This window comes from Streptomyces sp. NPDC053755 (genome assembly GCF_040677675.1).
In the GTDB taxonomy this organism is placed as follows: domain Bacteria; phylum Actinomycetota; class Actinomycetes; order Streptomycetales; family Streptomycetaceae; genus Streptomyces.
The window spans coordinates 62,998-89,477 of record NZ_JBFASK010000011.1 but is presented as its reverse complement, the minus strand read 5'-3'; the positions used below and the strand labels follow the sequence as shown (position 1 = coordinate 89,477).

Sequence of the window (26,480 nt, the reverse complement as noted above, 5' to 3'; positions counted from 1 at the left end):
GGTGTCAAGAACGCGCCATGCATCGACTCGCATCACGGCGGCGAGGAGTGGTGCGCGGCAGTCTCCTCGTGTGGGGGATGTCTGGCGGCCTGACCGGGGCGTGCGACGGACGACGTACGTGCTCGCTACCGGAGCCGGACTCCTGGTCGCGCCGGGAGCGGTCCTCGGCGTTCCGTGGGTGTTCGGAATCGGCGCGTGCTTGCTCATGGCCGCTTTCGCTGTCGATGTGTTCCGTAGGCCATAGCCCGATCCCTGCCGATCGCGCGGGCCCCGACAGCTACTGAGCCGATCGCGTCCAGGTCCCGGTCCACCCTTCGAGCCTCCTCGGGGAGGGTCGGACGGGGACCGTTCGGCCCAGGCGAGACGCCTGTCCCGTGGGCGAGAATGGTGGTGTCGGATCCGGGAGGTCCCCATGGATACCCAGCCGAATGCCGCCGCGACGGCCTATCCTCTCCTGCTCGACGCGGCTCTGCCGGAGTTCCGGTTCTCGCGCGTGGAGTGTGCCGTGATCGCCGCCGCTCCCGACGTCGTGTACGGCGCGGCCCGCGGCCTGGACACGCTGTCCGTACACTCGCCGCTGTTCGACATGGTCATGTGGGCGCGCGGGGTGCCGGACCGCGTGCGGCGTCGCCCCGTGGCCACACCGCCGTCGATGCGGGTGTCCGACCTGTTCGAACCCGGCGCGGCTGGCGACCAGGAGGGCCTAGAGGTCCAGCCGTGGGTCGCCCTGGGGGAACGCGCGGGCCGGGAGATCGCCTTCGGGGCCGTCGGCAAGGTGTGGAAGCCCACCATCGAGTGGCGCCGTGTCGAACCCGGTGATTACGCGGGCTTCGACGAACCCGGCTGGGCCAAGATGGCGGCCGCCTTCATCGTTCACCCCTACGGGGCACGGCGGTCCCTCCTGACCTACGAGGCGCGCACCGCCTGCACCGACCCGGCTTCCACCACCAGGTTCGGCCGCTATTGGACGCTGGTCTCACCGGGCGTCGGCATCGTGCTGCGCGGTGCGCTGCGGTCGATCAGAGCGGCCGCGGAGGCCGGAGAACGAAGCACCTGAGGAGAGGTGGCGCGATGCGTGCTGTGATCGTGTACGAGAGTCTGTTCGGCGACACGCGCGAGATCGCCGAGGCGATCGGGGAGGGTGTGAAGGAGGCGCACCCGGACGCCGATGTCGAGTGCGTGCCGGTGAGTGACGCGGCGCCGGAGCGCATCGGTCCCACCGACCTGCTGGTCGTCGGCGGGCCGACCCACATGCGGGGCATGACCACCGGGATGAGCCGGAAGGCGGGGCTGAAGTCCCAGGGAGAGGCGGCCGAGCGGGAGGAGCGCCCCTTCGCCCCCGAGGAGGGCGCCGAGGGCCCAGGGGTCCGCGGCTGGTTCCACGACACGCTCCCGAAGGCCCACACGGGCACCCATGCCGCCGCTGCCTTCGACACCCGGGCGGACACGCGTCTGGCCGGCGCCGCCGCCACGGGCATCGCGCGCCGGTTGCGCGGCCATGGTTACGAACTCGTCGCGGAACCGGCGGGGTTCATCGTCGAGGACATCGAGGGCCCGCTGCGCGCGGGTGAGAGGGAGCGGGCCAGGGGATGGGGCGCGGCCCTCCCGGTCGCCTGACCGACCGGGCCGGACCGCCGCCGCGCACCCGGTGCCGTCGGCGCCTCGCACGGGCCGAACAGGGCGCCATGGGGGCCATCCGGCCCTCCTCGCTCCTTGCGGGCGAGGCCAGACTGGGAGTGGACACCGACCAGGAGGCCCCGATGAGCACTCCCCCGAGCCCACGGCTCACAGCGGCACTCTCCGCCGACCAGCGGGACCGGCTGCTGGCGTGTGCCAGTCCGGTGGACTTCCCCGAGGGGACCCGGCTGTTCGAGGAAGGCGGTTACGCCGACCGGTTCTGGATCGTCCGTACGGGGACGGCCACGCTGGACGTCCACGTCCCGGGCGGCCGGCCGGCCGTGGTCGACAGCGTCAGTGCGGGCGAACTGCTCGGCTGGTCCTGGCTGTTCGAGCCGTACCGCTGGCATTTCGGAGCCGAGGCCATGACGCGGGTACGCGCGGACGAGTTCGACGCGGCGACCGTGCGCATGATGATGGACGCCGATCCGGGCTTCGGCCTCGCCCTGGACCACTTCGTCGGCCAGATGCTCGCCCATCGTCTCTTCTCCGCCCGTGTGCGGCTGCTGGATCTTTACGCCCCGCACGGGAGCGGCCTGTAGGTCCTGATTCACCTCACTGGGAGAACGTGATGCCCGCTTCGCGCTACACCGTCAGCGACGTCATGACCCACACCGCCATCGCGATCGGGCGGGACGCGCCGTACAAGGAGATCGTCGCGCTCCTGGACCAGTGGAAGGTCAGCGCCCTGCCCGTGCTGGAAGGGGAAGCGCGGGTGATCGGGGTGGTGTCGGAGGCCGACCTGCTCCCGAAGGAGGAATTCCGCACGGACGAGCCGCGCCCGGACGAGTTCGCCGCGGCGTCGAAGGCCGGAGCTCTGCGGGCCGGGGAACTCATGTCCAGCCCGGCCGTGACCGTGCACCCTGAGGCGACACTCGCCGAGGCGGCACGGATCATGGCGACGCGGAGGGTGAAGCGCCTGCCCGTCGTCAACGGCGTGGGCATGCTGGAGGGCGTGGTGAGCCGGAGCGATCTGCTGAAGGTGTTCCTTCGTTCGGACGCCGAGATCGAGGAGGACGTACGTCTCTCCGTCCTCGACGGGCCTGCCGTACCCGCAGGGCTGGAGGTGGCGGTGGCGGACGGTGTGGCCACGGTCCGTGGGTCCCTCTCCGACCGGTCGCTGGTGCCGCTGCTCGCACGCGCCGTGCGCGCGGTGGAAGGGGTCGTGGACGTCCGGATGGAACTCGGCGCCCACGAGGAGGCCGCGTGACGGACAATCCCCAGGGGGGCTCCAGGTACCCGACGAGCACAGGGGTCGCCATGTCAGACCTGCCGGCAGCCGACGCACCCACCAGAGTCTTCCTCGTGGACGATCACGAGGTCGTCCGCCGGGGCCTTCACGACCTGATCGACGACGAGCCCGACCTGGAAGTGGTCGGCGAAGCGGCTACGGCTGCCCAGGCACTGGCCAGGGGGCCTGCCCTGCGGCCGGACGTGGCCGTGCTGGACGTGCGGCTGCCCGACGGCGACGGCATCTCCGTGTGCCGGGAGCTGCGCTCCCGGATGCCGGACCTGGCATGCCTGATGCTGACCTCCTTCGACGACGAGGACGCCCTGCTCGACGCCATCATGGCGGGAGCGGCCGGATACGTCCTGAAACAGATCAAGGGCTCCGATCTCGTCTCGGCGGTACGGACCGTGGCCACCGGGCAGTCGATGCTCGACCCGGCCACCACCGCCCGGCTGATGCACTCGCTGCGCGACCCGGAGGCGGCGAAGCCACCGGAGGACGAGCGGCTCGCGGTGCTCTCCGAGCGGGAGCGTTCGGTGCTCGGACTGATCGGGGAGGGACTCACCAACCGCCAGATCGCCAAGCGGCTCTACCTGTCCGAGAAGACGGTCAAGAACCACATCTCGCGACTGCTCGGCAAGCTGGGCGTGGAGCGGCGCGTGCAGGCGGCGGTGATCGCCGCGCAGGTACACGAGCACGGTCCAGAGGAGGGATGACCGCCTCACCTCCGGTCGGCGGCGAGGGGGACACGCCACTCGAGCACGGTGCCACTGCGGGGTTCCACCCGCGCGAAGACGGAGAGGGAGCCGCCGAGCCGGTGCGCGCGTTCGGCGAGGTTCCGCAGGCCGCTGCGGGGCCGGTTCGCGGGGATGCCCCTTCCGTCGTCGCTCACCGTCACGGCCAGGACGCCGTCTTCCACGATCACCGCCACGTCGACAGCACGGGCTCGTGCGTGCCGGGCGACGTTGGTGAGTGCCTCACCGATCACCGCGATCACCTCATCGGCCATCCCCGGAGGCACGTCCGTATCGAGCAGGCCCTCCATGCGCAGGGCGGGAGCGAACCCCAGCGTCGGGGCGGCCGACTCGACGGCTGTGACGACGCGACTGCGCAGCCTGGGTGCGGTTCCCGGCGTCTCGTGGTCGCGGAGGCCGAAGATGGTCGACCTGATGATCTTGATGGTGGCGTCCAGGTCATCGATGGCCCGGGACAGGCGGTCCAGCGCTTCCGGGTGCTCGATGAAGCGCCGGGCGCTCTGGAGGGTCATCCCCGTGGCGAAGAGGCGCTGAATCGCCAGATCGTGCAGGTCGCGGGCGATCCGGTCGCGGTCCTCCAGGAGGACCACCTGTTCGGCGTCACGGCGGCGGTCGGCGAGTTCGAGTGCCAGGGCCGCTTGCCCCGCGAATCCGGGGAGGGCGGAGATCTCCGCACCCGCGAACGGAGCCCTGCCGGTGCGCCGGGCGAGGATCAGTACGCCGCTCAGCCGCTCCTTGGTGCCGACCGTGACCGCCACCGCCGGCCCGAAGCCCCTCCACCGCTCGGGCTGTACGGTGACCCGCTCGTCGCTCTCCACATCCGCCACGTTGACCAGGCCGTCCTCCTCCGCGAGCGCGGCGGCGGCCAGAGTCCCCTCGCTGCTCGGCAGGACCACGTCCCGGTGGGCGTCGGACCCGGCGCCGCGCGCGAGTGACCCCCGTAGCTCGCCGCCCGTGCCCACCAGGTAGAAGACGCCCATGTCGGCGCCCGCGATGTCGACGGCCCGCTCCAGCATCCCGTCGAGCACCTGCGACTCCTCCGCGCCGGACAGGAGGGCGCTGGTGAGGTCGGCACTCGCGGCCAGCCACTGCTCCCTGAGACGGCCCTCTTCGTACAGGCGGGCGTTCTCGATCGCGATGCCGGCGGCGACGGCCAGCGTCGTCACGACGGCCTCGTCCTCGGAGTCGAAGTCCGCCGCCCCCCGCTTCTCGGTGAGGTAGAGGTTGCCGAAGACCTCCTCGCGAACGCGGATGGGGACGCCGAGGAAGGAGTGCATCGGCGGGTGATGGGCCGGGAACCCGTACGAGGCGGGGTGCTCGGACAGCTCGGACAGGCGCAGCGGCCGGGGGTTGCGGATGAGCTCGCCGAGGATGCCGTGTCCGGACGGCAGGGCGCCGATCTGCGCACGGCGTCGGTCGTCGATGCCGATGGGGAGGAACGCGGAGAGTTTCCGGTCTCCGCCGATGACACCGAGGGCTCCGTATTCGGCGTCGACGAGGGTGACGGCCGCCTCCACGATGCCGCGCAGCACCTGCGGCAGGTCGAGTTCCCGTCCCACGGACATCACGGCTTCGAGGAGCCCGTTGAGCCGGTCCCTCGTCCCCCGCACCTCGCCGATGCGGGCCTGGAGTTCGTCGAGCAGTTCGTCGAGCTTCAGCCGTGGCATCCGCGCGCTCACGGACTCGGTGTCCTTCCGGGCCATCAAGACCTCCGGTCACGTCAGGCGCGGGGACCGCGCCCGGCGCCCGACTCTCACGGTAGCCCCTGGGCCACGACCGCTCCTGTCGGACTCGTTCCCCGGAAGGCCGTGCGGCAAGGAAGTCGGCCGGGGGGGGAGGCTGCGGCGAGGACGATGCCCGCTCAGCCGAGCGGTTCGGTCTCCAGGGCCGAGCTGGGGAAGGGCACGGAGAGCGCTGCCGCGCCCGGCAGCGCGGAGGCGAGGACGGACAGGGGAAGGAAACGGGTTCTTCCGGGTCAGCGGCCGCGCACGCAGGCCCAGGAGGAAGCCGAGCCGGGCGGCGAGGAGCGCGACGAACAGGACAGGCTGCCAGGGCAAGCCGGCGGGGTGAGTGTCGTTCTGCGGCGGCACGGCGGCCACCAGGGACTGCCCCCGTCTTCGCAGGCGTGCCTCGTCCGCGGCCCAGCCAAGGGCCGTGTGCCGGTCCTCGACCGGGTCGATGCCGACGACGATCTCATCGCGGTCCGTGGTGGTGTGCCCGCGGCGGTACGGCGTGACGTCCCCCGTAAGGGACTTCGACACCGCCCGGCCGTACCTCTGCACGCTTCGAGAAGACGCCGCAGATCGCGCTGCTCGGCACGGTCGACGACACCCCTGAGGCATGGCCGAGGGCCGGTCAGGTCATGCGCCGGGTCCTCCAGCGGGGCACCCTCGACGGCCTCGCCACCTCCCTGATGTCACAGCCGCCGGAATGGCCCGGACTCCGTTCGGAGACACGCGATCCCGGCTCGGCGGTCGGTTTCGTCCACATGGTGATCCGCCTGGGCCACGGCCCCGATGGGCGGGCCACGCCGCGCCGTCCCCCCGCCGAGGTGCTCGCCTTCGGCTGACGCGCCTCGGGCGGACGGCGCCGCTGCTCACAGGCGGAACCAACGCTCGTGCCCGGGTGCGACCGTGACCCTGCGGTCGCCGGGAAGGACGACGGCGAGCGGGCCCTCGGGCGAGGCGGGGACCCGGATGGCCAGCCGGCCCGGAAGCACCCGCAGGCGCACCCCTCGATGGCGGCCGACGCACAGGGTGAAGGCGAACCGCGGGATCTCCGCCAGTGGCACCGGAGCGACCCGGAGCCCTTCAGGTCCCGTTTCCAGGCCGGTGATCCCGCGCTCGACGAGGTCGACCGTGCCGGCCATCGCCCCGAGGTGGATGCCCTCGCCGGTCGTTCCGCCCTGGACGTCGGCCACGTCGGCGAGCAGCGCCTCCTCGCAGTACCGCCAGGCCTCGGTCCCCTGCTGCCGGGCGAGCACCCAGCCGTGGACGAGGCTGCTGAGCGTCGAGCCGTGGCTGGTGCGCCGGAGGTAGGAGTCCACGGTGGCGCGCCAGACCTCGTCGTCCAGCCGGTAGCCCAGCCTGGCGAACAGTCCGTACAGCTCCTCGGGACGGAAGAGGTATCCGAGCATGAGGGTGTCGGCCTGCTTCGACGCCCGGTAGCGGTTGACGGTGTCGCCCTCGGCCTCCAGGATCCGGTCGAGCCTGCGGATGTCGCCGTACCGGGCCCGGTAGGCCTCCCAGTCCAGCTCCGCCAGGTCTCCGTACCCCTCGAACTGGCTGACCACGCCCTGGTGGAACGGCACGTACAGGCGGCGGGAGACGTCCTCCCAGCGGGCGAGTTCGCCGTCGTCCAGCGAGAGTCGCTCCGAGAGTTCGGCGCGGCGGGCGGCGGGCAGCTCACCGAGGAGGTCGAGGCCACGGGCGAGGACCCAGGCCGCGGTCACGTTGGTGTAGGCGTTGTCGTCGATCCCCGGGGCCACGGCATGCGGATAGGCGTCGTGGTACTCGTCGGGTCCCATGACGCCGCGGATGCGGTAGCGGCCGAGCGCGGGGTCGAAGGTGGCGGCCCCGGCCCAGTGGCGCGCGACCTCGAGGACGATCTCCGCCCCGGCGGAGTGGAGGAATCCGCGGTCGCCGGTGGCCTGCGCGTACCGCCAGACGTTGTACGCGACGGCGGAGCCCACATGGTGCTGGAGCCGCGAGTGGTCGGGCAGCCAGCGCCCGGAGCGGGGGTTGAGATGCAGGGCCTGTGTCTCCTCCCGGCCCGAACTCGCGCTCTGCCATGGATACATCGCCCCCTGGTGACCGGCGAGGCGGGCGGCCTCGCGGGCGGCCGGCAGGCGGCGGTGCCGGTACATGAGCAGAGCGCGGGCCACCTCGGGGAAGTGGAGGTCGAGGTAGGGCAGGACGAAGAGCTCGTCCCAGAAGACGTGCCCCCGGTACGCCTCACCGTGCAGCCCGCGAGCGGGCACGCCCACGTCGAGGTCCGCCGTGTGCGGGGAGAGCGTCTGGAGCAGGTGGAACACGTGCAGCCGCAAAATGCGGCCGGCCTCCCCGGGCACGTGCAGCTCCCCCTGCTCCCAGACGCGCTGCCACGCCGCCTTGTGGGCGGAGAGCAGCCGGGGGAAGGACGGGGCCCGAGCGAGCACGTCGGTGGCGGTCGAGAGCGGGTCGGTGCCGGGCCGGTCGTGGGACGTGTGCAGGGCCAGGGTCTTCACGACCATCGCCGAGCGGCGGGGAGCGACCGGCAGGCGGAACGTCTGGACGGTGCCGGTACCGGTGGCCTCCTCCTGCCCGGGCCGCGCCGGCCGGGTGACCGTGCGCACGGCCATGGCGATCCTGACGCCCGGATCGACGGTACGGCAGGAGATCCAGGCGACACCGGCCGGCTCGAAGCCGGTCCGGTGATCGGTGAGATGACGGCCGTCCAGGTGCCGGTAGCGCTCCACTCCGGCGTTCGTGACGGCGCCGTCGAGGACGGACCGCACCTCGACGGCGCCACTCCACCCGTAGGCCCGGAACAGCGTGTACTGGGCCGCCAGCCTGGTGTCCCCCATGTGCACGACGCGGATGTGGCCGACGCGCAGGCCCCGCCCCTGAGCATCCTCGAAGTACAGGTGGCGGGTGAGCACGCCCGTGCGCAGGTCGAGGTGCACGTCGTAGTGACGCAGGTCTTCGGCGTCGGGCGTCAGCCAGCCACCGGCCGGCCCGTCGTCCGGCAGGCAGCGATAGCGCAGAAGCGTCCAGTTCGGAAGGTTGACGAGGTCCTCGTTCTCCACGCGCTCACCCGCGACCACCGAGGTGAGCCGGTCGTAGCAGCCCGCCAGATAGGTACCCGGGTAGTGCCCGGTTCCGGCGGTGCACTCGGGGGCGGAGCCCCGGGTGGCGAACCGGCCGTTGCCGAGCGTGCAGAGCGATTCGACCAGCGGCTCGCGCCCCGGGTCGTAGCGGTCGTAGCCCCACGTCCAGCCGGAGGTCATCCGCGCCCACCCCACACGCTCCGGACCAGCGTCGTGAGATCGGGCACCACGAGGTCGGCGCCCTGCTCGCGCAGGCGCGCGGCGGCGCTCCGCGGAGGGGTGCGGTCGACTCCGACGGCGAGACCGAAACCGCCGCGACGCGCCGCCGCGACCCCGGCGAGTGCGTCCTCGGCGACGGCGACGTCTCGTGGACGGCTGCCGAGGAGGGCCGCCGCTCGCAGGAAGAGCGCCGGATCCGGCTTTCCGGCGAGGCCGAGCCGGGCGGCGTCCTCGCCGTCCACGATCGTCGAGAGGAGACCGGCGAGCCCGGCGGCCCGGAGCAGTGGCCGGGCGTGCCGGGAGGCGGACACCGCGGCGCACGGGACTCCCGCCGTGCGCAGCGCCGCGAGAGCAGGCCGGGCGTCGGCGAAGGCCGTGACGCCTTCCGTACGCAGCAGATCGGTGAAGGCCTGTTCCTTGCGTGCGGCGACCGCCCAGACCGTCGTGGAACCGGGCGGGTCACGGGGCGTTCCCGTGGGGAGTCCCAGGCCCCGGGCGCCGAGGAAGGCCGCCGCCCCGTCGAACCGTGGTTTCCCGTCGACGTACCGCCGGTAGTCGGCGTCCGCGTCGAAGGGCGGCTGCTCCGCGCCCGCCACGGCGTCCAGGCATGCGTCCAGCGCGGTCTTCCAGGCCGCGGCGTGGAGGCCGGCCGAGTCGAGGAGGACGCCGTCGGTGTCGAGGACGAGGGCACGCGGCGGGCCGGACGCGGGCCCTCGGACATCCACCGGAGAACTCTGTGCCGGGCCCGGAGGGGAGCCGGTCATCGGTACGTCCTACATCCCGCCGAGCGCGACCTTGAGGGCGCCCGTCTCCGCGGCGCGCCCGAAGACGTCGTACGCCTCCTCCATCCGCCCCAACGCGAAACGGTGGGTGATCAGGGAGGACGACGGGAGTCGCCCTGCCGCCATCATGCGCAGCAGCATGGGTGTGGACGAGGTGTCCACCAGACCGGTGGTGATCGTGACGTCCTTGATCCACAGGTCTTCGAGGTGGAGGACCGCCGGCTTGCCGTGCACGCCGATGTTGGCGATGTTGCCGCCCGGTCGGACCATCCGGGCGCACATCTCGAACGCCTCCGGGACGCCGACGGCCTCCATGACGACGTCGGCGCCCAGGCCGTCGGTGAGATCGGCGACGAGTTGTTCGGGTCCCTCCCCGGCGTTCACGGTGGCGTCCGCTCCGCGTGCACGGGCGGCGGCGAGCCGCGACTCGTCGAGGTCGACGGCGATGATCCGGCCCGGACTGTAGAAGCCGGCCGTGACGATGGCGGCGAGACCGATGGGGCCCGCGCCGACGACGACCACCGTGTCGGCGGGGCGCACGGCACCGTTCAGGACCCCGACCTCGTAGGAGGTGGGAAAGATGTCGGCGAGCAGGACCGCGTCGGAGCCGTCGATCGAGTCCGGCAGCGGATGGAGGGACAGATCGGCGAAGGGAACCCGGACGTACTCGGCCTGTGTGCCGTCGACGGTGTGGCCGAGGATCCAGCCGCCGCCGCCCCGGCACTGGCCGTAGCGGCTCTCGCGGCAGAACCGGCACCTGCCGCAGGCGGAGATGCACGAGACCAGGACGCGGTCTCCCGGCCGCATCGTGCGAACGTCGCCTCCGGTCTCGACCACGGTGCCCACCGCCTCGTGGCCGAGGACGCGTCCGGGCGTCACCTCCGGCACGTCTCCCTTCAGGATGTGCAGGTCCGTGCCGCAGATGGTGACGACGTCGACCCGGACGATCGCGTCGGCGGGGTCCTCGAGGCCCGGGTCGGGTGCCTCCTGCCAGGCGATCCGACCGGGTCCCTGGAAGACGAGTGCCTTCATGGCGCCCACCCACTCCCTCTCGCGCCTCGTTGCGGTCCTCGTCCACCAGGCTCCGCGGAGCCCAGCGGCGCCGCATGAGCCGGTCGGTCCCCGAAAGGGGCCCTTCCGGGCCCTGCGGAGCCGGCCGGGCGGGGCGCGAAGGTGGTGGGTGGTACCAGTCCCCCGGAGGGAGGGCTGACCATGACCGGTTCCGGTGACGCCGGCCTGGTCCGCCGACCGGGGCCCGACCGTCCCCCGGGTGTGACCTGACCGGCCCTCCCGGGCGCGGCCGCCGCGCGGGAGGCTGACCGTGAAAGAGCTGGAGGCACGGCATGAGCACCATGACGATGCTGCTGAGCGGACTCGCTCCGAAGGCGCGCGACCGGCTTCTCCGGCAGTCCAGGCCGGTCCGGTTCCCCGCGGGCACGCGGATCTTCCGCGAGTGGCAGCGGGCCGACCGCTTCTGGGTCATCGAATCCGGGCGGGTCGACCTGGACGAGCACCGCCCTGGCCAGGGCTCCGTACTCGTCGAGACACTCCTCCCCGGCGACCTGCTCGGCTGTTCCGGAATGACCCCTCCCCACCACTGGCGCTGCGGCGCCTCGGCGATCACCGAGGTGCACGCCCTCGAATTCGACGGACAGGCCGTCACGGAGCTGCGCACGCGGGACGCCTCCGTCGACGAGGCGCTGTCCGCCGCCGTCGCCGCCGCGCTGACGCGACGGCTCCTGACCTGAGGATCGGGCGATGACAGGCCAGCGGTTCACCGTCGCCGACGTCATGACCGAGAAGGTCGTCGCCGTCCGGCCCGGCGCGCAGTTCAAGGAGATCGTCGCCGCCATGGAGCGGTGGAAGGTGACCGCCGTCCCGGTCGTCGAGGGCGAAGGCCGCGTCGTCGGGGTGGTCTCCGAGGCGGATCTGCTCCTCAAGGAGGAGTTCCACGATCGCCGTCTCGGACTCGTCGAGCAGATGCGGCGTCTCGACGCCACGGCCAAGGCGGGTTCCCTCCGGGCGGAAGACCTGATGACCGCCCCCGCCGTCACGGTGGCGCCCGACGCGCCGCTGCCCCAGGCAGCGCGCGTGATGGCCGCACAGCACGTCAAGCGGCTGCCGGTCGTCGACGCGAGCGGCACGATCCAGGGGATCGTGAGCCGGTCCGACCTCCTCAAGGTGTTCCTCCGGCCGGACGAGGACCTCGCCGACGACGTACGTCGCGACGTCATCGAGCACCTCTTCCCGCTCTCCCGCCACCGGGTCGACGTCCGCGTCCGCGCCGGTGTCGTGACCATGTCGGGCGAGGTCGGCGACAGCGCGCTCATCCCTCTGGCGGAACGCCTGGCACGGGCTGTCGAGGGCGTAGTGGACGTGCGGTGCCGGCTCACGGCCCACGGGGCGCACCCGTGTCCGCCGTGACCGCACCGACCCGGACGAGGTCACGACGGCGCTTCCGTACCCGCGGGAGGGCATGCGGGAGCCGGCCGCCTTCGGGCTCTTCGTCCGTGGCCTTCCGCCGAACCGCGGGCTCCTCGTCGCCGCCGGCCCGGAACCGGCCCTGGATCGTCTCCCGCTTCCGGGTGGGCCGCTCCGTTGGACCGTGCCGCCGGACCGCGTCGGGGGAGGCCGACCGACCGGCGTTCGAAGACGACCGACTGCCGAGGAAGTGACGATCATGGACATGCAGCGCGCCTCTCGCCCTCCGGTGCTGGTGACGGCCGAACTCGATACTCCGCTGTCGCGCTGGCTGTGGCTCGTGAAATGGATCCTGGTGATCCCTCATGGGATCGTGCTGTTCTTCCTGTGGATCGCCTTCTTCGTGGTGACGGTGATCGCGTTCTTCGCGATCCTCTTCACCGAGCGCTTCCCCCGGGGCCTGTTCGACTTCAATCTCGGCGTGCTCCGCTGGTCCTGGCGGGTGTCGTACTACTCGTACGGGGCTCTCGGCACGGACCGCTACCCGCCCTTCAGCCTGGGCCCTGAGCCGGACTACCCGGCCCGGCTCGACATCACCTGGCCGGAGCGGCTCTCCCGCTCGCAGGTGCTCGTCAAATGGTGGCTGCTGGCCATCCCCCACTACCTGGTGATCGGCTTCTTCACGGGCGGGCTGCAGGTGCACTGGTGGAGCGGCGGACTGATCACGCTGCTCACGCTCATCGCGGGCTTCGCCGTGGCCTTCACCGACCGGTATCCGCGCGACCTGTTCGCCCTGATCGTCGGGCTGAACCGCTGGGTCCTGCGGGTCGCCGCCTACGCGAGCCTCATGACGGACGCCTACCCGCCCTTCCGCCTCGACCAGGGCGGCGAGGAGCCGGCCGGCACCGGGCGCTCCGCGGTCGCCGGCTGACGGCGCCAGCCGGCACGCCTGTCCATCGCTGCGTTCCCGGTCCTGGTCTGGGACACGGACGAGCTGCGAGGATCTCTTCGGAACGGCCGCCCTGCCTTCCTCGGCCGGGACCCGTGGGAGTCGCCCGCACGGGTGGCGTCACGCGAGGTGACGTGCGCGTACGACGCCTTCGGGTGGTCCACGTCGCGCCTTTCGGCAGGCCGGGCACCGTTCAGCGCGCGGTGTCGAGTTCGGCTCCTATGCGGTACGAGCCTTCGCGCCGCACTTGCTGCCGTAGGCGACCGGAATCCGCCCGGGGTTCACGAGGTGGCTCCTCCCGGCGGGGTGCCGCCTCGCCTCACCGGGATGGTGCGTGCGGCACCGGTCTTCTCCCGGGGCATCGGAACGCGGATGGTGAGGATGCCGTCCGTGTACGACGCCTCGACGTCGTCGGCCGGAATCGTGTCCGGGAGGCGTACCGTCCTGCGGAATGATCCGTAGCGGAACTCCGAGTGGTCCTTGTCCTCCCTGCTCTCGCTGTGCTCGGCGCTCACCGTGATGAGGTCGTCGTCGACGGTGATGCCGATGTCGTTGTCCGGGTCCATGCCCGGAAGCTCGGCCCGCAGCACGTACGCGTCGTCACCGCTGGTCACCTCCACGGGTATGGAGTGAGCAGCCGTCGCGGGCCGCCATCCGGGCAGTCCCGGAAACTCCCGGTTGAACATGTCGTTGAAGTCGGGGAAGAGGCTGTGCCTTCGTTCCACCTCGCGTCCTGCCATTGTTCCGCTCCTCGAGTGGGGGCCCAGGGCGATGGTCGTGAACCCGATTCGGTGAGAGACGGCGGACCGGGAGGGGGCCCGGTCCGGCTCCGTAAGCCCATCGTGCGCCCGCCGGACCGCGTGGCACAGCGTCTCAGAGGGTCGTCGGAGGGGCCGAACGGGCCGGACGAAGTGGACCGACCGGCCCATGGCGTGACGGCTCCCGCGCCGGTGCCGTCAGCGGCAGATCTCCTCAGAGGAAGAGCGCCGAGACGGTGATGGTGTGTATCGGTCGCTTGGGAGGCGGGTTCGCCCCCTTCACGGACGACGGGTGCTTCATCGGGCCGGCGGACAGCGGGCCTCCCGGCGTCACCTGTCGGCACCCCAGGGCTTGCCTTCCGGTCTTCCGCGCGACTCGGTTCCGCGTCTTCCTGGGCATGATCGCTCCCTTCGTTCGGCGCCGCTCGCGAGCATCGGCTCGGCGCGGGCCACGTGCCGTGTACGGTTCGCGAAGCTGTCCGGCGCCACGCAGACGGAGGCGACAGCCAGGCGGAGCGGGGGTGCTCTCCCTACGGCTTCGCCGGCCGCCCGGATGAGAGCCGGGGACCGCTGCCCCCGAGGATCACCCCCGAGCAGCATCCCGTTCATGTCTCCTCGACCCGGGCGGCGAAGGCGGGTGGGACGATCTCCACGGGGCAGTGGGCGTGGTGGAGCAGCACGTGGGCGACACGCCCCAAGGACGGGCCCGCGCCCAGAACACGGTGTTCTCGGCCCATCACGAGCAGATCGGTGTGGGCACTGGCCTCCACCAGGATCCCGGGCGTGCTCGTGCCGGTCTCGACGTGATGGCTGACGATGAGCCCGGGGTAGAAGTCGCGTACGCGGTCGGCGAGGGCTTTGATCTCGTGCACGCGCTGCCGCGCGACCTCGTCGAGGTCGTCCAGCATGGTCGCGACGCTGCCGACATGGGTGAGCAGGTTCCAGACGCTCACCAGTCGCAGCACCGCCTTGTGGGCGTCCGCCTCGGCTGCGGCGAGGAGCAGCCAGCCGAGATCGGAGGCACCGTGCACGGCTGCCGTCACCGTGCCGGCCTCGGGATGGTCGCCGTCACCGCGGACGACGATCACCGGTCCCTCCGCTCGAGCGGCCACTCCCAGACCGACGGAGCCGAGCATGAGGGCCGAGAAGCCGCCGAGCCCTCGGTTGCCCACCACGATCGTCCCCCGACGACCGGCGGCCGCCCGGAGCCCGGCGACCGGCTCCTGACGGCTCAGTTCCTTGGTGACGGCAAGGTCGGGAAAGCGCTCTTGCACCGAGCCGGCGGTCTCGATCAGCAGGTCGCGCCCCGCCTCGCGAACCGCCTGGACCGTCTCGGCATCGGCGAAGAGGGCCCGGCGGTCGGTGTCGGCGGCGTGGACGAGATGCAGGGGCCGCCCCCGTCGGTCCGCCTCGGCGGCGGCCCAGAGCACGGCCGTGCGCGCGGAAGGAGACCCGTCGACTCCCACGACGACGCCGCCGAGCTCCGGCCGGGCGGGAATCTCGCTGGCCATGGTTCCTCCTCCGGGGACGTCCGGGGCTCGGAAGCAGGTCCCGCGGAACTCCTGCTTCCTCCGGGGACGTCCGGGGCTCGGAAGCAGGTCCCGCGGAACTCCTGCTACATCCGGGGCTCGGAAGCAGGTCCCGCGGGCACACTCCGAGGCTGACACCTGACGGGCCGCCTCGGGATGGGCCGTTCGGGCCCGATCGGCACCTGCCCGGCCCTGCTGAGGGGGACGGGGCCATTCCGGCCCGGGATCCCGGGACGTCCTCTGCGGTCCGCGCCACGGCGGGAAGGAGCGGGACGCGAGGGAGGAGGCACACCATGACGCCCCAGGTCACCGTCGGTCCGGACGGCTCGAAGGAAGGCCTCGCCGCCGTCGGTTGGGCGGCGACGGCGGTGTCGCGTTTAGTCCCCCTCCGGCTGATGCACGTGGAGAACGGCCGAAGGCACCCGAGGTGCCGCTTTCGTGCACCCGCGCCTCGACCGAGCGCGCCGAGAGCCTCCCCGGACCCGACCGACCGGACCATCAGGACGCGGACCGCCGAGATCACCGGCATGCGCGAGATGCTCCGCGGCGGCCGACGGCGAGAACGGGGTCACCCTCGGATCGGCCCTTGCCCGGCAGACCCGGGCGCCCCCGGGACCCGGATGCGGCGGCCGGTCACTCGACGCGGTGAGAGGGCCACCAAGGTGTCCCGCCCGTCCCCGGCCCACGGCTCCGGCGTGACGGAGTCCCTCATCCTCCGTGCGACGGCTTCGTCCGGCACCGTGCGCACCGGACCGACGAGGAGCACGCTCCATCCTTGGCTGAAGGCTTCGTCCAGGCGGTCCGCCTCGAAGGCGACCTCCTCGCCGGACGCCGAGGCGCGAGCCAGGGAGGACTCCGCAGCGGTCATGAAGACGGCCTCCCCGCCGAGGGCCCGGTAGTTCACGGGAAACACCGCGAGCCCGTCCTGCCCTTCGACGGCGACCCGGCCGACGCCTTGGCCGTCGAGCAGTTCCCAGCACTCCGCCTCCTCGATCTCCTCCATCTGCGGCCGGTACCCGGCGCGGCCACCACCGGGGGCGCGGTCCGCCGTGTACCCGGTGAGATCCTGGACGGTGGTCTCCAGGGCATTCGCGAGCCGGACCAGGAACTCGATCCCGGGGGTGGGCACCCGCTCCTCCACGTAGGCGAGGTAGCCGGGAGTGGAGCCGGCCCGTTCCGCCACCTCCTCCCAGGAGAGCCCGAGTTGGGCGCGCCGTGCCGCGACGCGGCGGCCCAGGTCGCTCGTGCCATGCGCGTCGTGCCGAGCGTCGGCTGTGTTCATCACGGCTCTCCTTGCGTGGTCCCCAGAGGCCGCTGCGGCACGACGGCGACCGGGCACGTGGCGTGGTGCAGGGCGCGGTGGGCGACTCTGCCGAGCTCCATGCCGGCGAGACCGCCCCGGCGTCGGGCCCCGACGACCAGCAGGTCGGCGGCGGCGGAGCGCTCGGTCAGCACTCTGTGGGCGGTCCCCTCGACCGTGGTCCTGCGCAGGCGCACGTGCGGATGTTCGGAGGCCGCGGCCTCCAGGGCCTTGTCGAGCAGTGCGGAGGACCGTTCCGCGACGTAGGCGCCTCCGTCACCGCTCGGCAGCGGGTGGTCGGCCGGCTCGTGGGCCGGGCGGCGCCACGCACGGACCACGTCGAGTTCCGCGTCCCTGACAGCCGCCTCACGGAAGGCGAACCGCACGGCCGGCGAGTCCACGTCGTGCTCCCCGACGCCGAGCAGGACGCGTTCGTGGCGTGCTTCCAGGGAGTGCCGGTCGCCTCTGACGACCACGACAGGGCAGTGGGCCCGGGCGGCCACGACGAGGCCGGTGGAGCCGAGCAGGAGATCGGCGAACTCGCCGCGTCCCCGGGACCCGACGACGAGGATCGTGCCCTCACGTCCTTCCTCGAGCAGCGCGGTGGACGCGTCCTCGGCCAGGACGTCCGTGGTGAGAGGGAGGCCGGGTGCGCGGACCCGTGCCCGGTCGGCGGCGGTGCCGACGATGTTCTCGGCGAGGACCTGGCCTGACGGCCGTTCCGTGGCCCAGGGCGGCACGGCTCCCTCGTACCGTTCCCACAGCGAGGCGTGGACGATCCGCAGCGGGAGCCCGTGCCGTACGGCTTCGTCGACCGCCCAGTCCAAGGCCGTGAGACCGGCGTCGGATCCGTCGACCCCTACCACCAGGGGTGATTCCATCGTGCCCACCGCCTTTCCGCGTCGTGTGGTGGCTTTCTGCCACCACGCTCGCACCGGCGTGGAGGGGCCGGGTAGGGCCGGTCGGTCCCGGTCGCGGCCCGCCAGGACCACCCCGGGAGGCGCCGCGGCGACACGACGGGAGCAGGGGTCGTCCGCGGCGACACGACGGGAGGAGGGGTCGTCCGCGGCGACACGACGGGAGGAGGGGTCGTCCATCCGCTTCTCGAGGGTCCTGGTCGCGCGGTGCCCGCCGCGCGGCCCGGTGGACCGTCCGGTTCACGCGTCACCACGGGGTGTGAACGCGGTTCCCGTGCTGTCGGCCGAGGGACGGGGCTCGGCGGGGTCCGGGACAGACCGACCCGGGTGGTGCCCGGCGCGGGGTTCCTCCTGGCCCTGTCGTCTGCCGGTCTCCGCCATGGTCCTCGCCTCCCGGACCTCATGACCGGCCGCGGCCCTCCGTGACCGGCGCTCGCCTGCCACGACGGGTCCCTGTCAGCCGCTCGCCATAGGGGCCGTCCGTCCCGGAAGGGGACCGTTCGGCACTGCCCCGGGACCGGCTCCGCGCGGCAGGGTGAGCTCTGCCGGGGCCAGCGTTCCGTACAGGAGGACCGTCATGCGGCACCGCACGGTATTCGAGGTGACGGTCGAGTACGCCCGCGGCGGTCTCGCGTTCGATGGGGGGCCACCCCGATGAACGCCCTCTGGGTGGCACCCGTCATGCCCGAATACGACAGCGCCCGGGCCGCGTTCTCCTGGCGACGCGAGCGCTCCCGGCTCGCCGGGCTGCCGGACGGCGGCCTCAACATGGGGTACGAGGCGGTCGACCGGCATCTGCGCGAGGGCCACGGTGAACGTGTCGCGCTGCGATGCGTGGGCCGCGACGGATCCGTGTCGACGGTTTCCTTCGCCCGGCTCGCGGCCGCGAGCTCCCGCTTCGCGCACGGGCTGGAGAGGCTCGGTGTGGAACGCGGTGAGCGTGTCTTCACCCTGCTGGGCCGCCGGTCCGAGCTGTACGGCACCGTCCTCGGAACGCTGCGTGCCGGGCGGGTCCTGTGTCCCCTGTCCACCGCCTTCGGCCCCGAGCCCGTCGCGCTGCGCATGCGGCTGGGCAACGCCAGGGCCCTGGTCACGACCCGGGAGCAGTACGAGCGCAAGGTGGCGCCGGCGAGGTCCCGGCTCCCGCACCTGCGGCACGTCCTGCTCCTCGACCCCGGTGCCGACCCGCCGCCGGGCACCCTCTCCCTCTCCTCGGTCACGGACGGGGCGCCGGACGCGTACACGGTGGGGGCGACCGATCCCTCGGAGCCGGCGTTGCTGCACTTCACCAGCGGCACGGCGGGAACGCCCCAGTGCGCGGTCCACGTGCACGAGGCGGTCCTCGCGCACCACGTCACCGCCGCCTACGCCCTGGACCTTCACGAGGGCGACGTCTTCTGGTGCACCGCCGACCCCGGCTGGATCACCGGCATGTCGTACGGCATCATCGCCCCCCTCACCCACGGGGTGACGACCGTCGTCGACGAGGGGGACTTCGCCTCCGCCCGCTGGTACGCGGTCCTCGCCGACCAGCGGGTCACCGTCTGGTACACCACACCGACCGCGCTCCGCACGCTCATGCGCGCCGCACCACGCGGCGGCGACGCGACGCCCGCCGGGCGCCACGACCTGTCGTCGCTCCGGTTCGTCGCGAGTACCGGCGAGCCGCTCGATCCCGAGGCCGTGCGCTGGGGCGCGGAGGCTCTCGGACCACCGGTCCACGACACCTGGTGGCAGACGGAGACGGGGGCGATCATGATCGCCAACTTCGCGGCCGATCCGGTGCGGCCCGGTTCCATGGGCCGGCCGCTTCCGGGCGTCGAGGCCGCCGTGCTCGCGTGCGGCGAGGACGGCCGGGCCGCGGTCACCGGCGGGCACCCCCGGATCCTCCGGGAGCCGGACGCGCGGGGCGAGCTCGCCCTGCGAGCGGGCTGGCCCTCGATGTTCCGCGGCTACCTCCACGAGCCGAGCCGATACGAGGCGTGCTTCGCGGACGGCTGGTACCTGACCGGGGACCTGGTCAGCCGCGACGCCGACGGCTGGTACTGGTTCGTGGGCCGCGCCGACGACGTCATCACGTCCGCGGGGCACCTCATCGGGCCGTTCGAGGTGGAGAGCGTGCTCATGGAGCATCCGGCGGTCGCCGAGGCCGGGGTCATCGGACGGCCCGACCCGCCGGCCGGCGCGGTCGTCAAGGCGTTCGTGCTGCCGCGCCCGGAGTATCCGCCCGACACCGAACTGCGGCGCGAGGTCCTGGCGTTCGCCCGTCGGCGCCTCGGCCCGGCCGCCGCCCCCCGGGAGATCGAGTTCGTCGAGAACCTCCCCCACACCCGGAGCGGAGAAGTGATGCGCCGCCTGCTGCGGGCCCGTCAACCGGGTTTGCCCGACGGCGATGTGTCCGTCTACGACGTCGACGACACCGACCAAGGAGGTGGACGATCATGACCCAGGGTGTCGTGGTCGGCCTGGACGGCACGGATCAGGCGGACGCCGCCGCGCGGTGGGCCGCGGAGGAGGCGCTTGTGCGCGGCACCGGGGTGCACCTGGTACACGCGCGGGAGGCGTCACCCGCGGCCCTGCTGCCGTTCGCGGCTCGGGAACCCGACGAGCCGTGGGCGGAGGATCTGCTCGCTCGCACGGCGGCCGGACTGCGCGAACGTCATCCCGGTCTGTCGGTGACCACCCGGCTTCTGCCCGCGGAGCCCGTGGCGAGCCTCGTCGCCGCGGCCGAACAGGGCGATCTCCTCGTCCTCGGCTCACGGGCGTTGAGCGGAGTGGCCGGATATCTGATCGGCTCGGTCGGGATGTCGGTAGCCGGGGTGGTCAAGCGGCCCGTGGTCCTCGTACGGACCCTCGGCACGTCTCCCTCGCGGGGACCCGTCGTGGTCGGCGTCGACCTGCGACACCCCGTGGACACCGTTCTGGGATTCGCCTTCGAGGAGGCGGCCCGGCGCCTCACCCAGGTGCGGGTCGTCTACGCACAGCAGCTGCCCGGTTTCGCGACGCTCGGCCCTCCCGTCGTCCCGGACATCCGTCTCACCGTCGGCCCCGAGATCCAGCGTTCGCTTGACGACATCCTCGAACCCTGGCGTGCGAGGTTCCCCGGCCTGGTGGTGAGCGGGCGGGTGACGGTCGGGTCGGCGGGCCAGGAACTGGTGCGGACCGCCGAGGACGCCGCTCTCGTGGTGGTGGGTCGGCGCATTCAGCGATCGACGCTGGGTACCCGCCTCGGAAGCGTGGCCCACGCGGTCCTGCACCACAGTCGACCACCGGTCGCCCTCGTGCCCCACGACTGACGTCGGGACCGCCGGCCCGCAGGGCGGCGCGCAACCCGCCGACGACGCGGGCGACCGCCTCGGCCCCCCCTGGACGGTCGCCATGCGCCGCGCTCGCGGACCATCGGCTCGGTGAGACGTTCGGGGGCGTGGGGTATCCGTACGCGGAGCGACCCTTCACGCAGGTGCGGCCCTGGTCGACGGGCCCGTCCCGGGCGGATTCGTCCTCCTCGCCGTGACCGCGACGGGCGCGGGCACCTTGGCCGCCACCGCCGTCCGGCGGCGCTCCCGGGCATCGGGGAACGCCTGATCAGGGCCGGGTGAGGCCCGCCGGGGCGCGCCTCGCCGTCACCGGCGATGGGGCCCTTCGGCCCCTGTCCCGGGTCTGGCTGGCCGTAGCGTCCCGTCGCCTCCGGCGGTTGGTATGGAGCACATGGGAACCGATCAGGCGCTTCTCGTCGCCACCGGAGTCAGCGAGATCTACCGGACGGGTTCCGTGGAGGTCACCGCCCTCCGCGACCTGGATCTCCTCGTGTGGCACGGGGAGATGGTGGCGGTCATGGGACCGTGGGGTTCAGGAAAGACCACGCTGCTGAACTGCTTGTCCGGGCTGACGACATCGACGGCGGCCGGGTGTCGGTCGGCGGCCATGACCTGTTCGCGATGTCGGACGCGGTGCGCACCGAGCACCGGGCCCACACCATGGGCTTCGTCTTCCAGGCGTTCAACCTCATACCGGTCTTCTCCGCGGTGGAGAACAACGGTGGCCGGCCGAGGAGTTCCCCGGGGTGCGCCGAAGGGGACGGCCCCTGCCAGGCCGAGGGCGACTCGGGCCTCGCAGGCGACCGTTGGCCGCGCGAACGGGCCGTCCTCGTCGGGCAGGGCGGGATGGCGCGGACGACGGCGGACCGCGGGCGGTGGTCTCAGATGACGCCCTGGGCCGTCATGGCCCGCGCCACCCGCAGGAAGCCCGCCACGTTGGCGCCGAGTGCGTAGTCCTCGGGGTTTCCGCCGTAGGCCTCGGCGGTGTCGCGGCAGTCGGCGTGGACGGCGCGCATCACCGCGGCGAGCCGGGACTCGGTCTCCTCGAAGGACCAGCTGTCGCGGGAGGCGTTCTGCTGCATCTCCAGCGCCGAGGTGGCGACACCGCCCGCGTTGGCGGCCTTTCCGGGGCCGAAGAGGACTCCGGCCTCCCGGAGCACCTTCACCGCCTCCGGGGTGCAGGGCATGTTCGCGCCCTCCGCGACGGCGATGACTCCGTTCTTGACCAGAGCCACGGCGTCCTCGCGGCCCAGTTCGTTCTGGGTCGCGCACGGCAGGGCGATGTCGCACGGGACGTCGAACACCGTGCCGCGGGCCGAGAAGCGCGCCGTCGGCCTCGCCTCGGCGTAGGCGGAGATCCGTGCGCGCCGCACCTCCTTGACGTCCTTGAGCAGCTCAAGGTCGATGCCGTCCTCGTCGACGACGTACCCGGAGGAGTCGCTGCACGCCACCACCCGTCCGCCGAGCGCGTGGACCTTCTCCGCCGCGTACACCGCCACGTTCCCGGAACCGGAGACCACCACCCGGCGCCCCTCGAAACCGGCGCCGCGCGTGGCCAGCATCTCCTGGGCGAAGTACACCGCGCCGTAGCCCGTGGCCTCGGTGCGGACGTGGGAGCCGCCCCAGCCCACCGGCTTGCCGGTGAGGACGCCGGACTCGTAGCGGTTGGTGATCCGCTTGTACTGGCCGAAGAGGAAGCCGATCTCGCGCGCGCCGACGCCGATGTCGCCCGCCGGCACGTCCGTGTGCTCGCCCAGGTGGCGGTGGAGCTCGGTCATGAACGACTGGCAGAACCGCATGATCTCGCCGTCCGAGCGGCCCTTCGGGTCGAAGTCGGCGCCGCCCTTGCCGCCGCCGATCGCCATCCCCGTCAGCGCGTTCTTGAAGATCTGCTCGAAACCGAGGAACTTCACGATGCCGAGGTTGACGCTCGGATGGAACCGCAAGCCACCCTTGTACGGGCCGAGCGCGCTGCTGAACTCCACCCGGAAGCCCCGGTTGACGCGTACCGAGCCCTCGTCGTCGACCCAGGGGACCCGGAACATCAGCTGCCGCTCGGGCTCGACCAGCCGTTCCACGATCCCGGTCTCGGCGAACTCGGGATGCCGCTCCAGCGCGGGCGCGAGGGAGTCCAGCACCTCGGCCGCCGCCTGGTGGAACTCCGTCTCGCCGGGGTTGCGCCGGCAGACCTCGGTGTAGACGGCCTCGATGTGCGCGCTGACGTTCATCGGTGTGTCTCGCCTTCCTTCGCCGAAAGTCCCGTCGCCCGCGGGCGACGGGACCCAGTCGTGATCGGACCCTAACCTGTGCGGGGGCGAAGGCGGCCCCGCCCTCCGCCCGCCCGTAACGGAGGACGCGCCGCGGGAGGCGTCGCCGCGCTCGGTCCCGCCTCGAATGGACCAGCCTTGCCGCGCCGTGCAATCTGGAGGAGTGAAGACCGAGGCGCCCGCCAAGGGCCGGGGCCACGCCGCCGGAATCCTCCAGAACCCGGTTGTCGGCATGGCGCCGTGGATCATCTTCTCGTTGCTGGTCGGTCCCGGCCGGTTCGAGATCGCCGTCGCGCTGGCCCTCCTGACCGGCGTCGCTCTGGTCGCGGGCGGACGGTTCGTCGACCGGGGCAGCTCCTGGAAGCTGCTCGAACTCTCCGACCTGGTCTTCTTCGCCGTCCTGGCCGTCATCGGCGCCTTCGCGAGCGACGGCACCCTGCGCTGGCTCGAGACGTACGCCGGGGAGGTGTCCAACATCGCCCTCGTCGTGATCGCCTTCGGCTCCATGGCGGTCCGTATGCCGTTCACCCTCCAGTACGCGCGGGAACAGGTCGATCCCGCCTACTGGCGCACCCCGGTGTTCCTGCGGACCAACTACCTCATCACCGGCGCGTGGGGCCTCGCCTTCCTGGTCGCCGCCGTCGCCGGCGCGTACGGCGACCTGGTGCTGCACAACGCGGACAACATCTGGACCGGCTGGATCATCCAGATCCTGGCCGTCATCGCCGCGCTGCGCTTCACGCTGTGGTATCCCGACGTCGCCAGGGCCCGTGCGAGGAGCGCGGCGGGCCGGCCAGGGAGTGAAGCACCGCCCCTGTCCGGGCTGTTCGTGCCGCTGGCCGGTCTGCTGGTCCCCGTCGGGGTCGCCGTCCTGGTCTTCGACGAGGTGTGGTGGCTCGGTGTGGCCCTGATCGTGGCCGGTGTGCTGCTCACCAGGGCCCTGAGGACCCGCGACTGACCACCGCCCGGGGCCGGGCGGGGTGCACCGGCCCGTCATGGTCCGGCTCGGACGACAAGGAGTGCCCATGTCAGGGAAGTTCGAAGCGACGGCCCGCATCGACCGGCCCGTCGAGGAGGTGTTCGCCTACCTCGCCGACGGACGCCACGATCCGGAGTTCAGCCCCCGGGTCCTGCGCATCGAGCGGACCCCCGACGCGCCTACCGCTGTGGGCACCGTCTTCCGGAGCGCCGTGAAGGACGCCGGGATGAAGACCGCCAGGGAGTTCCGCATCACCGCCCTCGAAGCCCCGGTACGGATCCGCTGGGCCGAGGTCTCGAAGAACAAGGTGACGGCGCGGGAGGGCGGTTACGACCTGGAGGCGCTCCCGGGCGGCGGGACGCGGGTCCGCGTCCACAACGTGCTCGAGGGGCACGGGCTGGGCAAGCTCGTCGTCGGACCGGCCCTCTTCGCGGCCCGGAAGGACGCCCCGGCGTTCGCGGGCCGGATCAAGGCGGCGGCGGAGGCGGCGATCCCGCCCCGCTGACGCGGCCGGGGCACCGGTACACGGCGCCCCGCGGTGGACAGCCCGGCGGGCTGGGGCGGGTCGCGACAGGAGCACCGCCCGCCCGAAGGGCGCTCCCCGCGGCGTATGGTGCGCGCGATCGCCCGAAGGGCGGGCCCCGCGGCTACGGCGCGCGCAAGGCGGAGGATCGTCCTCGTACGGGACGTACTCGGCCGATCCCGACAACGGGGCGAGCCGGCGTGCCAGGCGCCGTCCTATCCGACCGGTCCGGCCGGCGGCAAACGCTTTAGCGGTCCTCATCGGCCCTGGTCGCCGGGAGCTGACCGACTACGGCCGCTCCGGCTGACGTGGCGGCCCCCTCGGACGCAGGATGCTCCGGACGGCCGGCACGCGCCGCAACGCCCCTGAGGGCCGACGCTCTTGACCAGGAAGAGGACCCGCTCCATGACATCCGATCGCACGGACGAGCAGGCGCGCGCTCTCGGCCTGGTGGAGGCCCAGCGCAAGGCGGTGGCCCTGTTCGCGGAGGTGGAGGCGCGGGGCCTGGTGGCCCCCGGCTCCGGCGAGCGGGAGGTCAGCGACCGGATCCGGGACCTGGCGAACGAGATGTTCGGCACCACCAGGCACTGGCACAAGCGGATCGTCCGCTCCGGACCCCACACCATGCACCCCTACAAGGAGAACCCGCCGGACCGGATCATCGGCGAGGAGGACATCGCCTTCGCCGACTTCGGTCCGATCTTCGAGGAGTACGAGGCCGACTTCGGCCGCACCTTCGTCTTCGGGAACGATCCCGTCAAGCACCGGCTCCGCGACGACCTGGTCCCCGTCTTCGACGCCGGGCGGCGCGCCTTCCGGGCGGACCCGGAGATCACCGGCCGCCGGCTGTACGCGGAGGTGGAGCGTGCGGGCTCGGAGCGGGGCTGGACCCTGGGCGGGTGGCACGCGGGGCATCTCGTCGGCGAGTTCCCGCACGAGACGATCGACGGCGCCACGGCGGAGTCGTACATCACCCCGGACAACGACCAGCCGTTGCGCCGTACCGACCGGGCCGGCCGGCGCTGCCACTGGATCCTGGAGATCCACCTCGTCGACACGTCACGGGGGTTCGGCGGGTTCCACGAGCAGCTGCTGGATCTTGCCTGACACGGACGCGGACACGACTGGGAACGCGCCTGTGCCTCGTACGGCACGGGGCGGGCAGCGGAGCGGCTCGGCCCGGGGACCGGGCTCGACGCCGGCGTGGCCGTGACGGCACGGGTCATGTCGACGGACGTCCGCGTCGGCCTTCCCCAGCCGCGGGACGGGACGGACCGGGATCGGCCGCGGCCCTCATCTCCTTCGCTCTAGCGCTCCCCTGACGACCCCGACGTGCCCGCGTGCCGGAGGACTACCGTCCGGGCCGCGGCCGGCCGGAGGGGCGTCGTTCACCGCGCGGCGAAGACAGGGCCGATGCCCTCCTCGGCCCCGCGCCCAGTAGGGACGGGAGTGTGTCCGCCCGTCGTCCGCGCCGGTGATCCCGACCCCTGTCGGTTCCTCCAATCGATCTCGCATCTGCTGCTAGGAAGCCACGAAATAATTGCATGTGAGAGCCAGAGAGCCCTACGGTGTCGCATATGCAGTCCTACACCATCGGGCAGGCGGCGCGCCTGCTCGGCGTCAGCCCCGACACCGCCCGCCGCTGGGCCGACGCCGGCCGCGTCGCCACCCATCGGGACGAGGGCGGGCGCCGCCTCATCGACGGCCGCGCTCTGGCCGCGTTCTCCGTCGAGGTCGCCCAGAGCGGCCAGGGCGAGGAGGACACTCCGTACACCAGCGCCCGCAACGCGTTCCCCGGCATCGTCACCGCGGTCAAGCTCGGCGACGTGGCGGCGCAGGTGGAGATCCAGGCCGGTCCGCACCGTCTGGTGTCCCTCCTGACCAGGGAGGCCGTCGAGGAGCTGGGACTCGAAGTCGGCATGCAGGCCACCGCCCGCGTGAAGTCGACCAGCGTGCACATCGACCGCACCTGACACCTCGCGCAGATCAGCGGCGTCGCCCGTCACCGGCGCGGCTCACCATCATCCGTTCGGACGGCCCCCGCCGGCC

24 protein-coding genes and 2 pseudogenes are annotated in these 26,480 nt (G+C 72.5%); 17 read left to right on the top strand and 9 right to left on the bottom strand.

Annotated features, from left to right (window positions below):
- Positions 1-412 precede the first annotated feature (412 nt).
- The 5 genes from AB0K65_RS13775 (at position 413) to AB0K65_RS13755 (ending at position 3,624) form a co-directional block, all read left to right on the top strand.
- On the top strand, positions 413-1,057 hold the full coding sequence (locus AB0K65_RS13775) for a hypothetical protein (RefSeq protein WP_365716028.1): 645 nt from the start codon (positions 413-415) through the stop codon (positions 1,055-1,057).
- Positions 1,058-1,071: 14 nt separating this feature from the next.
- Positions 1,072-1,617, top strand: a complete 546-nt coding sequence (locus tag AB0K65_RS13770; protein WP_365716027.1) for a flavodoxin domain-containing protein — start codon at positions 1,072-1,074, stop codon at positions 1,615-1,617.
- 143 nt (positions 1,618-1,760) lie between these two features.
- Positions 1,761-2,219, top strand: a complete 459-nt coding sequence (locus AB0K65_RS13765) for a cyclic nucleotide-binding domain-containing protein (protein WP_365716026.1) — start codon at positions 1,761-1,763, stop codon at positions 2,217-2,219.
- A gap of 29 nt (positions 2,220-2,248) precedes the next feature.
- Positions 2,249-2,887: a CBS domain-containing protein gene (locus AB0K65_RS13760; RefSeq protein WP_365716025.1), complete on the top strand. Its 639-nt coding sequence runs from the start codon at positions 2,249-2,251 to the stop codon at positions 2,885-2,887.
- Positions 2,888-2,937: 50 nt separating this feature from the next.
- Positions 2,938-3,624, top strand: coding sequence for a response regulator transcription factor (locus AB0K65_RS13755; RefSeq protein ID WP_365716024.1), 687 nt, complete (start codon positions 2,938-2,940; stop codon positions 3,622-3,624).
- A gap of 5 nt (positions 3,625-3,629) precedes the next feature.
- On the opposite strand, the gene AB0K65_RS13750 is transcribed toward AB0K65_RS13755, so the two are convergent.
- Positions 3,630-5,366, bottom strand: coding sequence for a GAF domain-containing protein (locus tag AB0K65_RS13750; RefSeq protein ID WP_365716023.1), 1,737 nt, complete (start codon positions 5,364-5,366; stop codon positions 3,630-3,632).
- A gap of 514 nt (positions 5,367-5,880) precedes the next feature.
- On the opposite strand from AB0K65_RS13750, the pseudogene AB0K65_RS13745 reads away from it, so the two are divergent.
- Positions 5,881-6,232 (top strand): annotated as a pseudogene (locus AB0K65_RS13745) (nitroreductase); the annotation flags it as partial.
- Between the two features lie 27 nt (positions 6,233-6,259).
- On the opposite strand, the gene AB0K65_RS13740 reads toward AB0K65_RS13745, so the two are convergent.
- Genes AB0K65_RS13740 through AB0K65_RS13730 form a run of 3 tightly spaced genes read right to left on the bottom strand, consistent with a single transcriptional unit; the run spans position 6,260 to position 10,503 of the window.
- Positions 6,260-8,650, bottom strand: coding sequence for a glycoside hydrolase family 65 protein (locus AB0K65_RS13740; RefSeq protein ID WP_365716022.1), 2,391 nt, complete (start codon positions 8,648-8,650; stop codon positions 6,260-6,262).
- Entirely contained in the window at positions 8,647-9,414 is a 768-nt protein-coding gene (locus tag AB0K65_RS13735; protein ID WP_365716021.1) for an HAD-IA family hydrolase, read from the bottom strand. The genes AB0K65_RS13740 and AB0K65_RS13735 overlap by 4 nt, the downstream gene beginning before the upstream one ends.
- 48 nt (positions 9,415-9,462) lie before the next feature.
- Positions 9,463-10,503: a zinc-dependent alcohol dehydrogenase family protein gene (locus AB0K65_RS13730; RefSeq protein ID WP_365716020.1), complete on the bottom strand. Its 1,041-nt coding sequence runs from the start codon at positions 10,501-10,503 to the stop codon at positions 9,463-9,465.
- A 311-nt stretch (positions 10,504-10,814) separates the two neighbouring features.
- On the opposite strand from AB0K65_RS13730, the gene AB0K65_RS13725 reads away from it, so the two are divergent.
- The 4 genes and pseudogenes from AB0K65_RS13725 to AB0K65_RS13710 all read left to right on the top strand — a co-directional run bounded on the left by AB0K65_RS13725 (position 10,815) and on the right by AB0K65_RS13710 (position 12,823).
- Positions 10,815-11,219 (top strand): cyclic nucleotide-binding domain-containing protein, encoded by a 405-nt coding sequence (locus tag AB0K65_RS13725; protein ID WP_365716019.1) that lies wholly within the window; start codon positions 10,815-10,817, stop codon positions 11,217-11,219.
- 10 nt (positions 11,220-11,229) lie between these two features.
- Complete coding sequence (locus tag AB0K65_RS13720) at positions 11,230-11,895, top strand: CBS domain-containing protein (RefSeq protein WP_365716018.1); 666 nt, start codon at positions 11,230-11,232, stop codon at positions 11,893-11,895.
- A 4-nt stretch (positions 11,896-11,899) separates the two neighbouring features.
- Positions 11,900-12,046 (top strand): annotated as a pseudogene (locus tag AB0K65_RS13715) (nicotinate phosphoribosyltransferase); the annotation flags it as partial.
- Positions 12,047-12,157: 111 nt separating this feature from the next.
- On the top strand, positions 12,158-12,823 hold the full coding sequence (locus AB0K65_RS13710; RefSeq protein ID WP_365716016.1) for a DUF4389 domain-containing protein: 666 nt from the start codon (positions 12,158-12,160) through the stop codon (positions 12,821-12,823).
- 299 nt (positions 12,824-13,122) lie between these two features.
- On the opposite strand, the gene AB0K65_RS13705 is transcribed toward AB0K65_RS13710, so the two are convergent.
- The 4 genes from AB0K65_RS13705 to AB0K65_RS13690 all read right to left on the bottom strand — a co-directional run bounded on the left by AB0K65_RS13705 (position 13,123) and on the right by AB0K65_RS13690 (position 17,309).
- Positions 13,123-13,581: an Hsp20/alpha crystallin family protein gene (locus AB0K65_RS13705; protein WP_365716015.1), complete on the bottom strand. Its 459-nt coding sequence runs from the start codon at positions 13,579-13,581 to the stop codon at positions 13,123-13,125.
- A 623-nt stretch (positions 13,582-14,204) separates the two neighbouring features.
- Positions 14,205-15,110 carry a universal stress protein gene (locus AB0K65_RS13700; RefSeq protein ID WP_365716014.1) on the bottom strand — a complete coding sequence of 302 codons (906 nt, stop codon included), beginning with the start codon at positions 15,108-15,110 and terminating at the stop codon, positions 14,205-14,207.
- A 586-nt stretch (positions 15,111-15,696) separates the two neighbouring features.
- Entirely contained in the window at positions 15,697-16,410 is a 714-nt protein-coding gene (locus AB0K65_RS13695; protein ID WP_365716013.1) for a pyridoxamine 5'-phosphate oxidase family protein, read from the bottom strand.
- A complete protein-coding gene (locus AB0K65_RS13690) occupies positions 16,410-17,309 on the bottom strand; it encodes a universal stress protein (RefSeq protein ID WP_365716012.1) in 900 nt (299 codons plus the stop codon). Before AB0K65_RS13690 ends, AB0K65_RS13695 begins: the two co-directional genes overlap by 1 nt.
- Before the next feature lie 690 nt (positions 17,310-17,999).
- Here AB0K65_RS13690 and acsA point away from each other — a divergent pair.
- The 3 genes from acsA (at position 18,000) to AB0K65_RS13675 (ending at position 21,551) form a co-directional block, all read left to right on the top strand.
- On the top strand, positions 18,000-19,790 hold the full coding sequence (acsA, locus tag AB0K65_RS13685) for an acetate--CoA ligase (protein WP_365716011.1): 1,791 nt from the start codon (positions 18,000-18,002) through the stop codon (positions 19,788-19,790).
- Positions 19,787-20,641, top strand: coding sequence for a universal stress protein (locus tag AB0K65_RS13680; protein ID WP_365716010.1), 855 nt, complete (start codon positions 19,787-19,789; stop codon positions 20,639-20,641). Before acsA ends, AB0K65_RS13680 begins: the two co-directional genes overlap by 4 nt.
- 403 nt (positions 20,642-21,044) lie before the next feature.
- Positions 21,045-21,551, top strand: coding sequence for an ATP-binding cassette domain-containing protein (locus AB0K65_RS13675; protein WP_365716009.1), 507 nt, complete (start codon positions 21,045-21,047; stop codon positions 21,549-21,551).
- Here the strand turns inward: AB0K65_RS13675 and gdhA are convergent.
- Complete coding sequence (gene gdhA, locus AB0K65_RS13670; RefSeq protein WP_365716008.1) at positions 21,544-22,890, bottom strand: NADP-specific glutamate dehydrogenase; 1,347 nt, start codon at positions 22,888-22,890, stop codon at positions 21,544-21,546. The genes AB0K65_RS13675 and gdhA overlap by 8 nt on opposite strands.
- Positions 22,891-23,092: 202 nt before the next feature.
- Here gdhA and AB0K65_RS13665 point away from each other — a divergent pair, with 202 nt between their 5' ends.
- The 4 genes from AB0K65_RS13665 to AB0K65_RS13650 all read left to right on the top strand — a co-directional run bounded on the left by AB0K65_RS13665 (position 23,093) and on the right by AB0K65_RS13650 (position 26,404).
- Positions 23,093-23,887, top strand: coding sequence for a hypothetical protein (locus tag AB0K65_RS13665; RefSeq protein ID WP_365716007.1), 795 nt, complete (start codon positions 23,093-23,095; stop codon positions 23,885-23,887).
- 67 nt (positions 23,888-23,954) lie between these two features.
- Positions 23,955-24,413 (top strand): SRPBCC family protein, encoded by a 459-nt coding sequence (locus AB0K65_RS13660; RefSeq protein WP_365716006.1) that lies wholly within the window; start codon positions 23,955-23,957, stop codon positions 24,411-24,413.
- A gap of 423 nt (positions 24,414-24,836) precedes the next feature.
- Complete coding sequence (locus AB0K65_RS13655; protein WP_365716005.1) at positions 24,837-25,538, top strand: M24 family metallopeptidase; 702 nt, start codon at positions 24,837-24,839, stop codon at positions 25,536-25,538.
- 470 nt (positions 25,539-26,008) lie between these two features.
- A complete protein-coding gene (locus AB0K65_RS13650; RefSeq protein WP_365716004.1) occupies positions 26,009-26,404 on the top strand; it encodes a helix-turn-helix transcriptional regulator in 396 nt (131 codons plus the stop codon).
- Positions 26,405-26,480 lie beyond the last annotated feature (76 nt).

Bases quoted from the DNA above. Each gene is read 5' to 3' on its own strand.
- AB0K65_RS13675 (WP_365716009.1), top strand. From the start codon at position 21,045: ATGGAGCACATGGGAACCGATCAGGCGCTTCTCGTCGCCACCGGAGTC.
- AB0K65_RS13680 (WP_365716010.1), top strand. From the start codon at position 19,787: ATGACCCAGGGTGTCGTGGTCGGCCTGGACGGCACGGATCAGGCGGAC.
- AB0K65_RS13650 (WP_365716004.1), top strand. From the start codon at position 26,009: ATGCAGTCCTACACCATCGGGCAGGCGGCGCGCCTGCTCGGCGTCAGC.
- AB0K65_RS13725 (WP_365716019.1), top strand. From the start codon at position 10,815: ATGAGCACCATGACGATGCTGCTGAGCGGACTCGCTCCGAAGGCGCGC.
- gdhA (WP_365716008.1), bottom strand. From the start codon at position 22,890: ATGAACGTCAGCGCGCACATCGAGGCCGTCTACACCGAGGTCTGCCGG.
- AB0K65_RS13730 (WP_365716020.1), bottom strand. From the start codon at position 10,503: ATGAAGGCACTCGTCTTCCAGGGACCCGGTCGGATCGCCTGGCAGGAG.
- AB0K65_RS13700 (WP_365716014.1), bottom strand. From the start codon at position 15,110: ATGGCCAGCGAGATTCCCGCCCGGCCGGAGCTCGGCGGCGTCGTCGTG.
- AB0K65_RS13720 (WP_365716018.1), top strand. From the start codon at position 11,230: ATGACAGGCCAGCGGTTCACCGTCGCCGACGTCATGACCGAGAAGGTC.
- AB0K65_RS13705 (WP_365716015.1), bottom strand. From the start codon at position 13,581: ATGGCAGGACGCGAGGTGGAACGAAGGCACAGCCTCTTCCCCGACTTC.
- AB0K65_RS13710 (WP_365716016.1), top strand. From the start codon at position 12,158: ATGCAGCGCGCCTCTCGCCCTCCGGTGCTGGTGACGGCCGAACTCGAT.
- AB0K65_RS13750 (WP_365716023.1), bottom strand. From the start codon at position 5,366: ATGGCCCGGAAGGACACCGAGTCCGTGAGCGCGCGGATGCCACGGCTG.
- AB0K65_RS13740 (WP_365716022.1), bottom strand. From the start codon at position 8,650: ATGACCTCCGGCTGGACGTGGGGCTACGACCGCTACGACCCGGGGCGC.
- AB0K65_RS13755 (WP_365716024.1), top strand. From the start codon at position 2,938: ATGTCAGACCTGCCGGCAGCCGACGCACCCACCAGAGTCTTCCTCGTG.
- AB0K65_RS13655 (WP_365716005.1), top strand. From the start codon at position 24,837: ATGACATCCGATCGCACGGACGAGCAGGCGCGCGCTCTCGGCCTGGTG.
- AB0K65_RS13770 (WP_365716027.1), top strand. From the start codon at position 1,072: ATGCGTGCTGTGATCGTGTACGAGAGTCTGTTCGGCGACACGCGCGAG.
- AB0K65_RS13765 (WP_365716026.1), top strand. From the start codon at position 1,761: ATGAGCACTCCCCCGAGCCCACGGCTCACAGCGGCACTCTCCGCCGAC.
- AB0K65_RS13690 (WP_365716012.1), bottom strand. From the start codon at position 17,309: ATGGAATCACCCCTGGTGGTAGGGGTCGACGGATCCGACGCCGGTCTC.
- AB0K65_RS13775 (WP_365716028.1), top strand. From the start codon at position 413: ATGGATACCCAGCCGAATGCCGCCGCGACGGCCTATCCTCTCCTGCTC.
- AB0K65_RS13695 (WP_365716013.1), bottom strand. From the start codon at position 16,410: ATGAACACAGCCGACGCTCGGCACGACGCGCATGGCACGAGCGACCTG.
- acsA (WP_365716011.1), top strand. From the start codon at position 18,000: ATGAACGCCCTCTGGGTGGCACCCGTCATGCCCGAATACGACAGCGCC.
- AB0K65_RS13760 (WP_365716025.1), top strand. From the start codon at position 2,249: ATGCCCGCTTCGCGCTACACCGTCAGCGACGTCATGACCCACACCGCC.
- AB0K65_RS13660 (WP_365716006.1), top strand. From the start codon at position 23,955: ATGTCAGGGAAGTTCGAAGCGACGGCCCGCATCGACCGGCCCGTCGAG.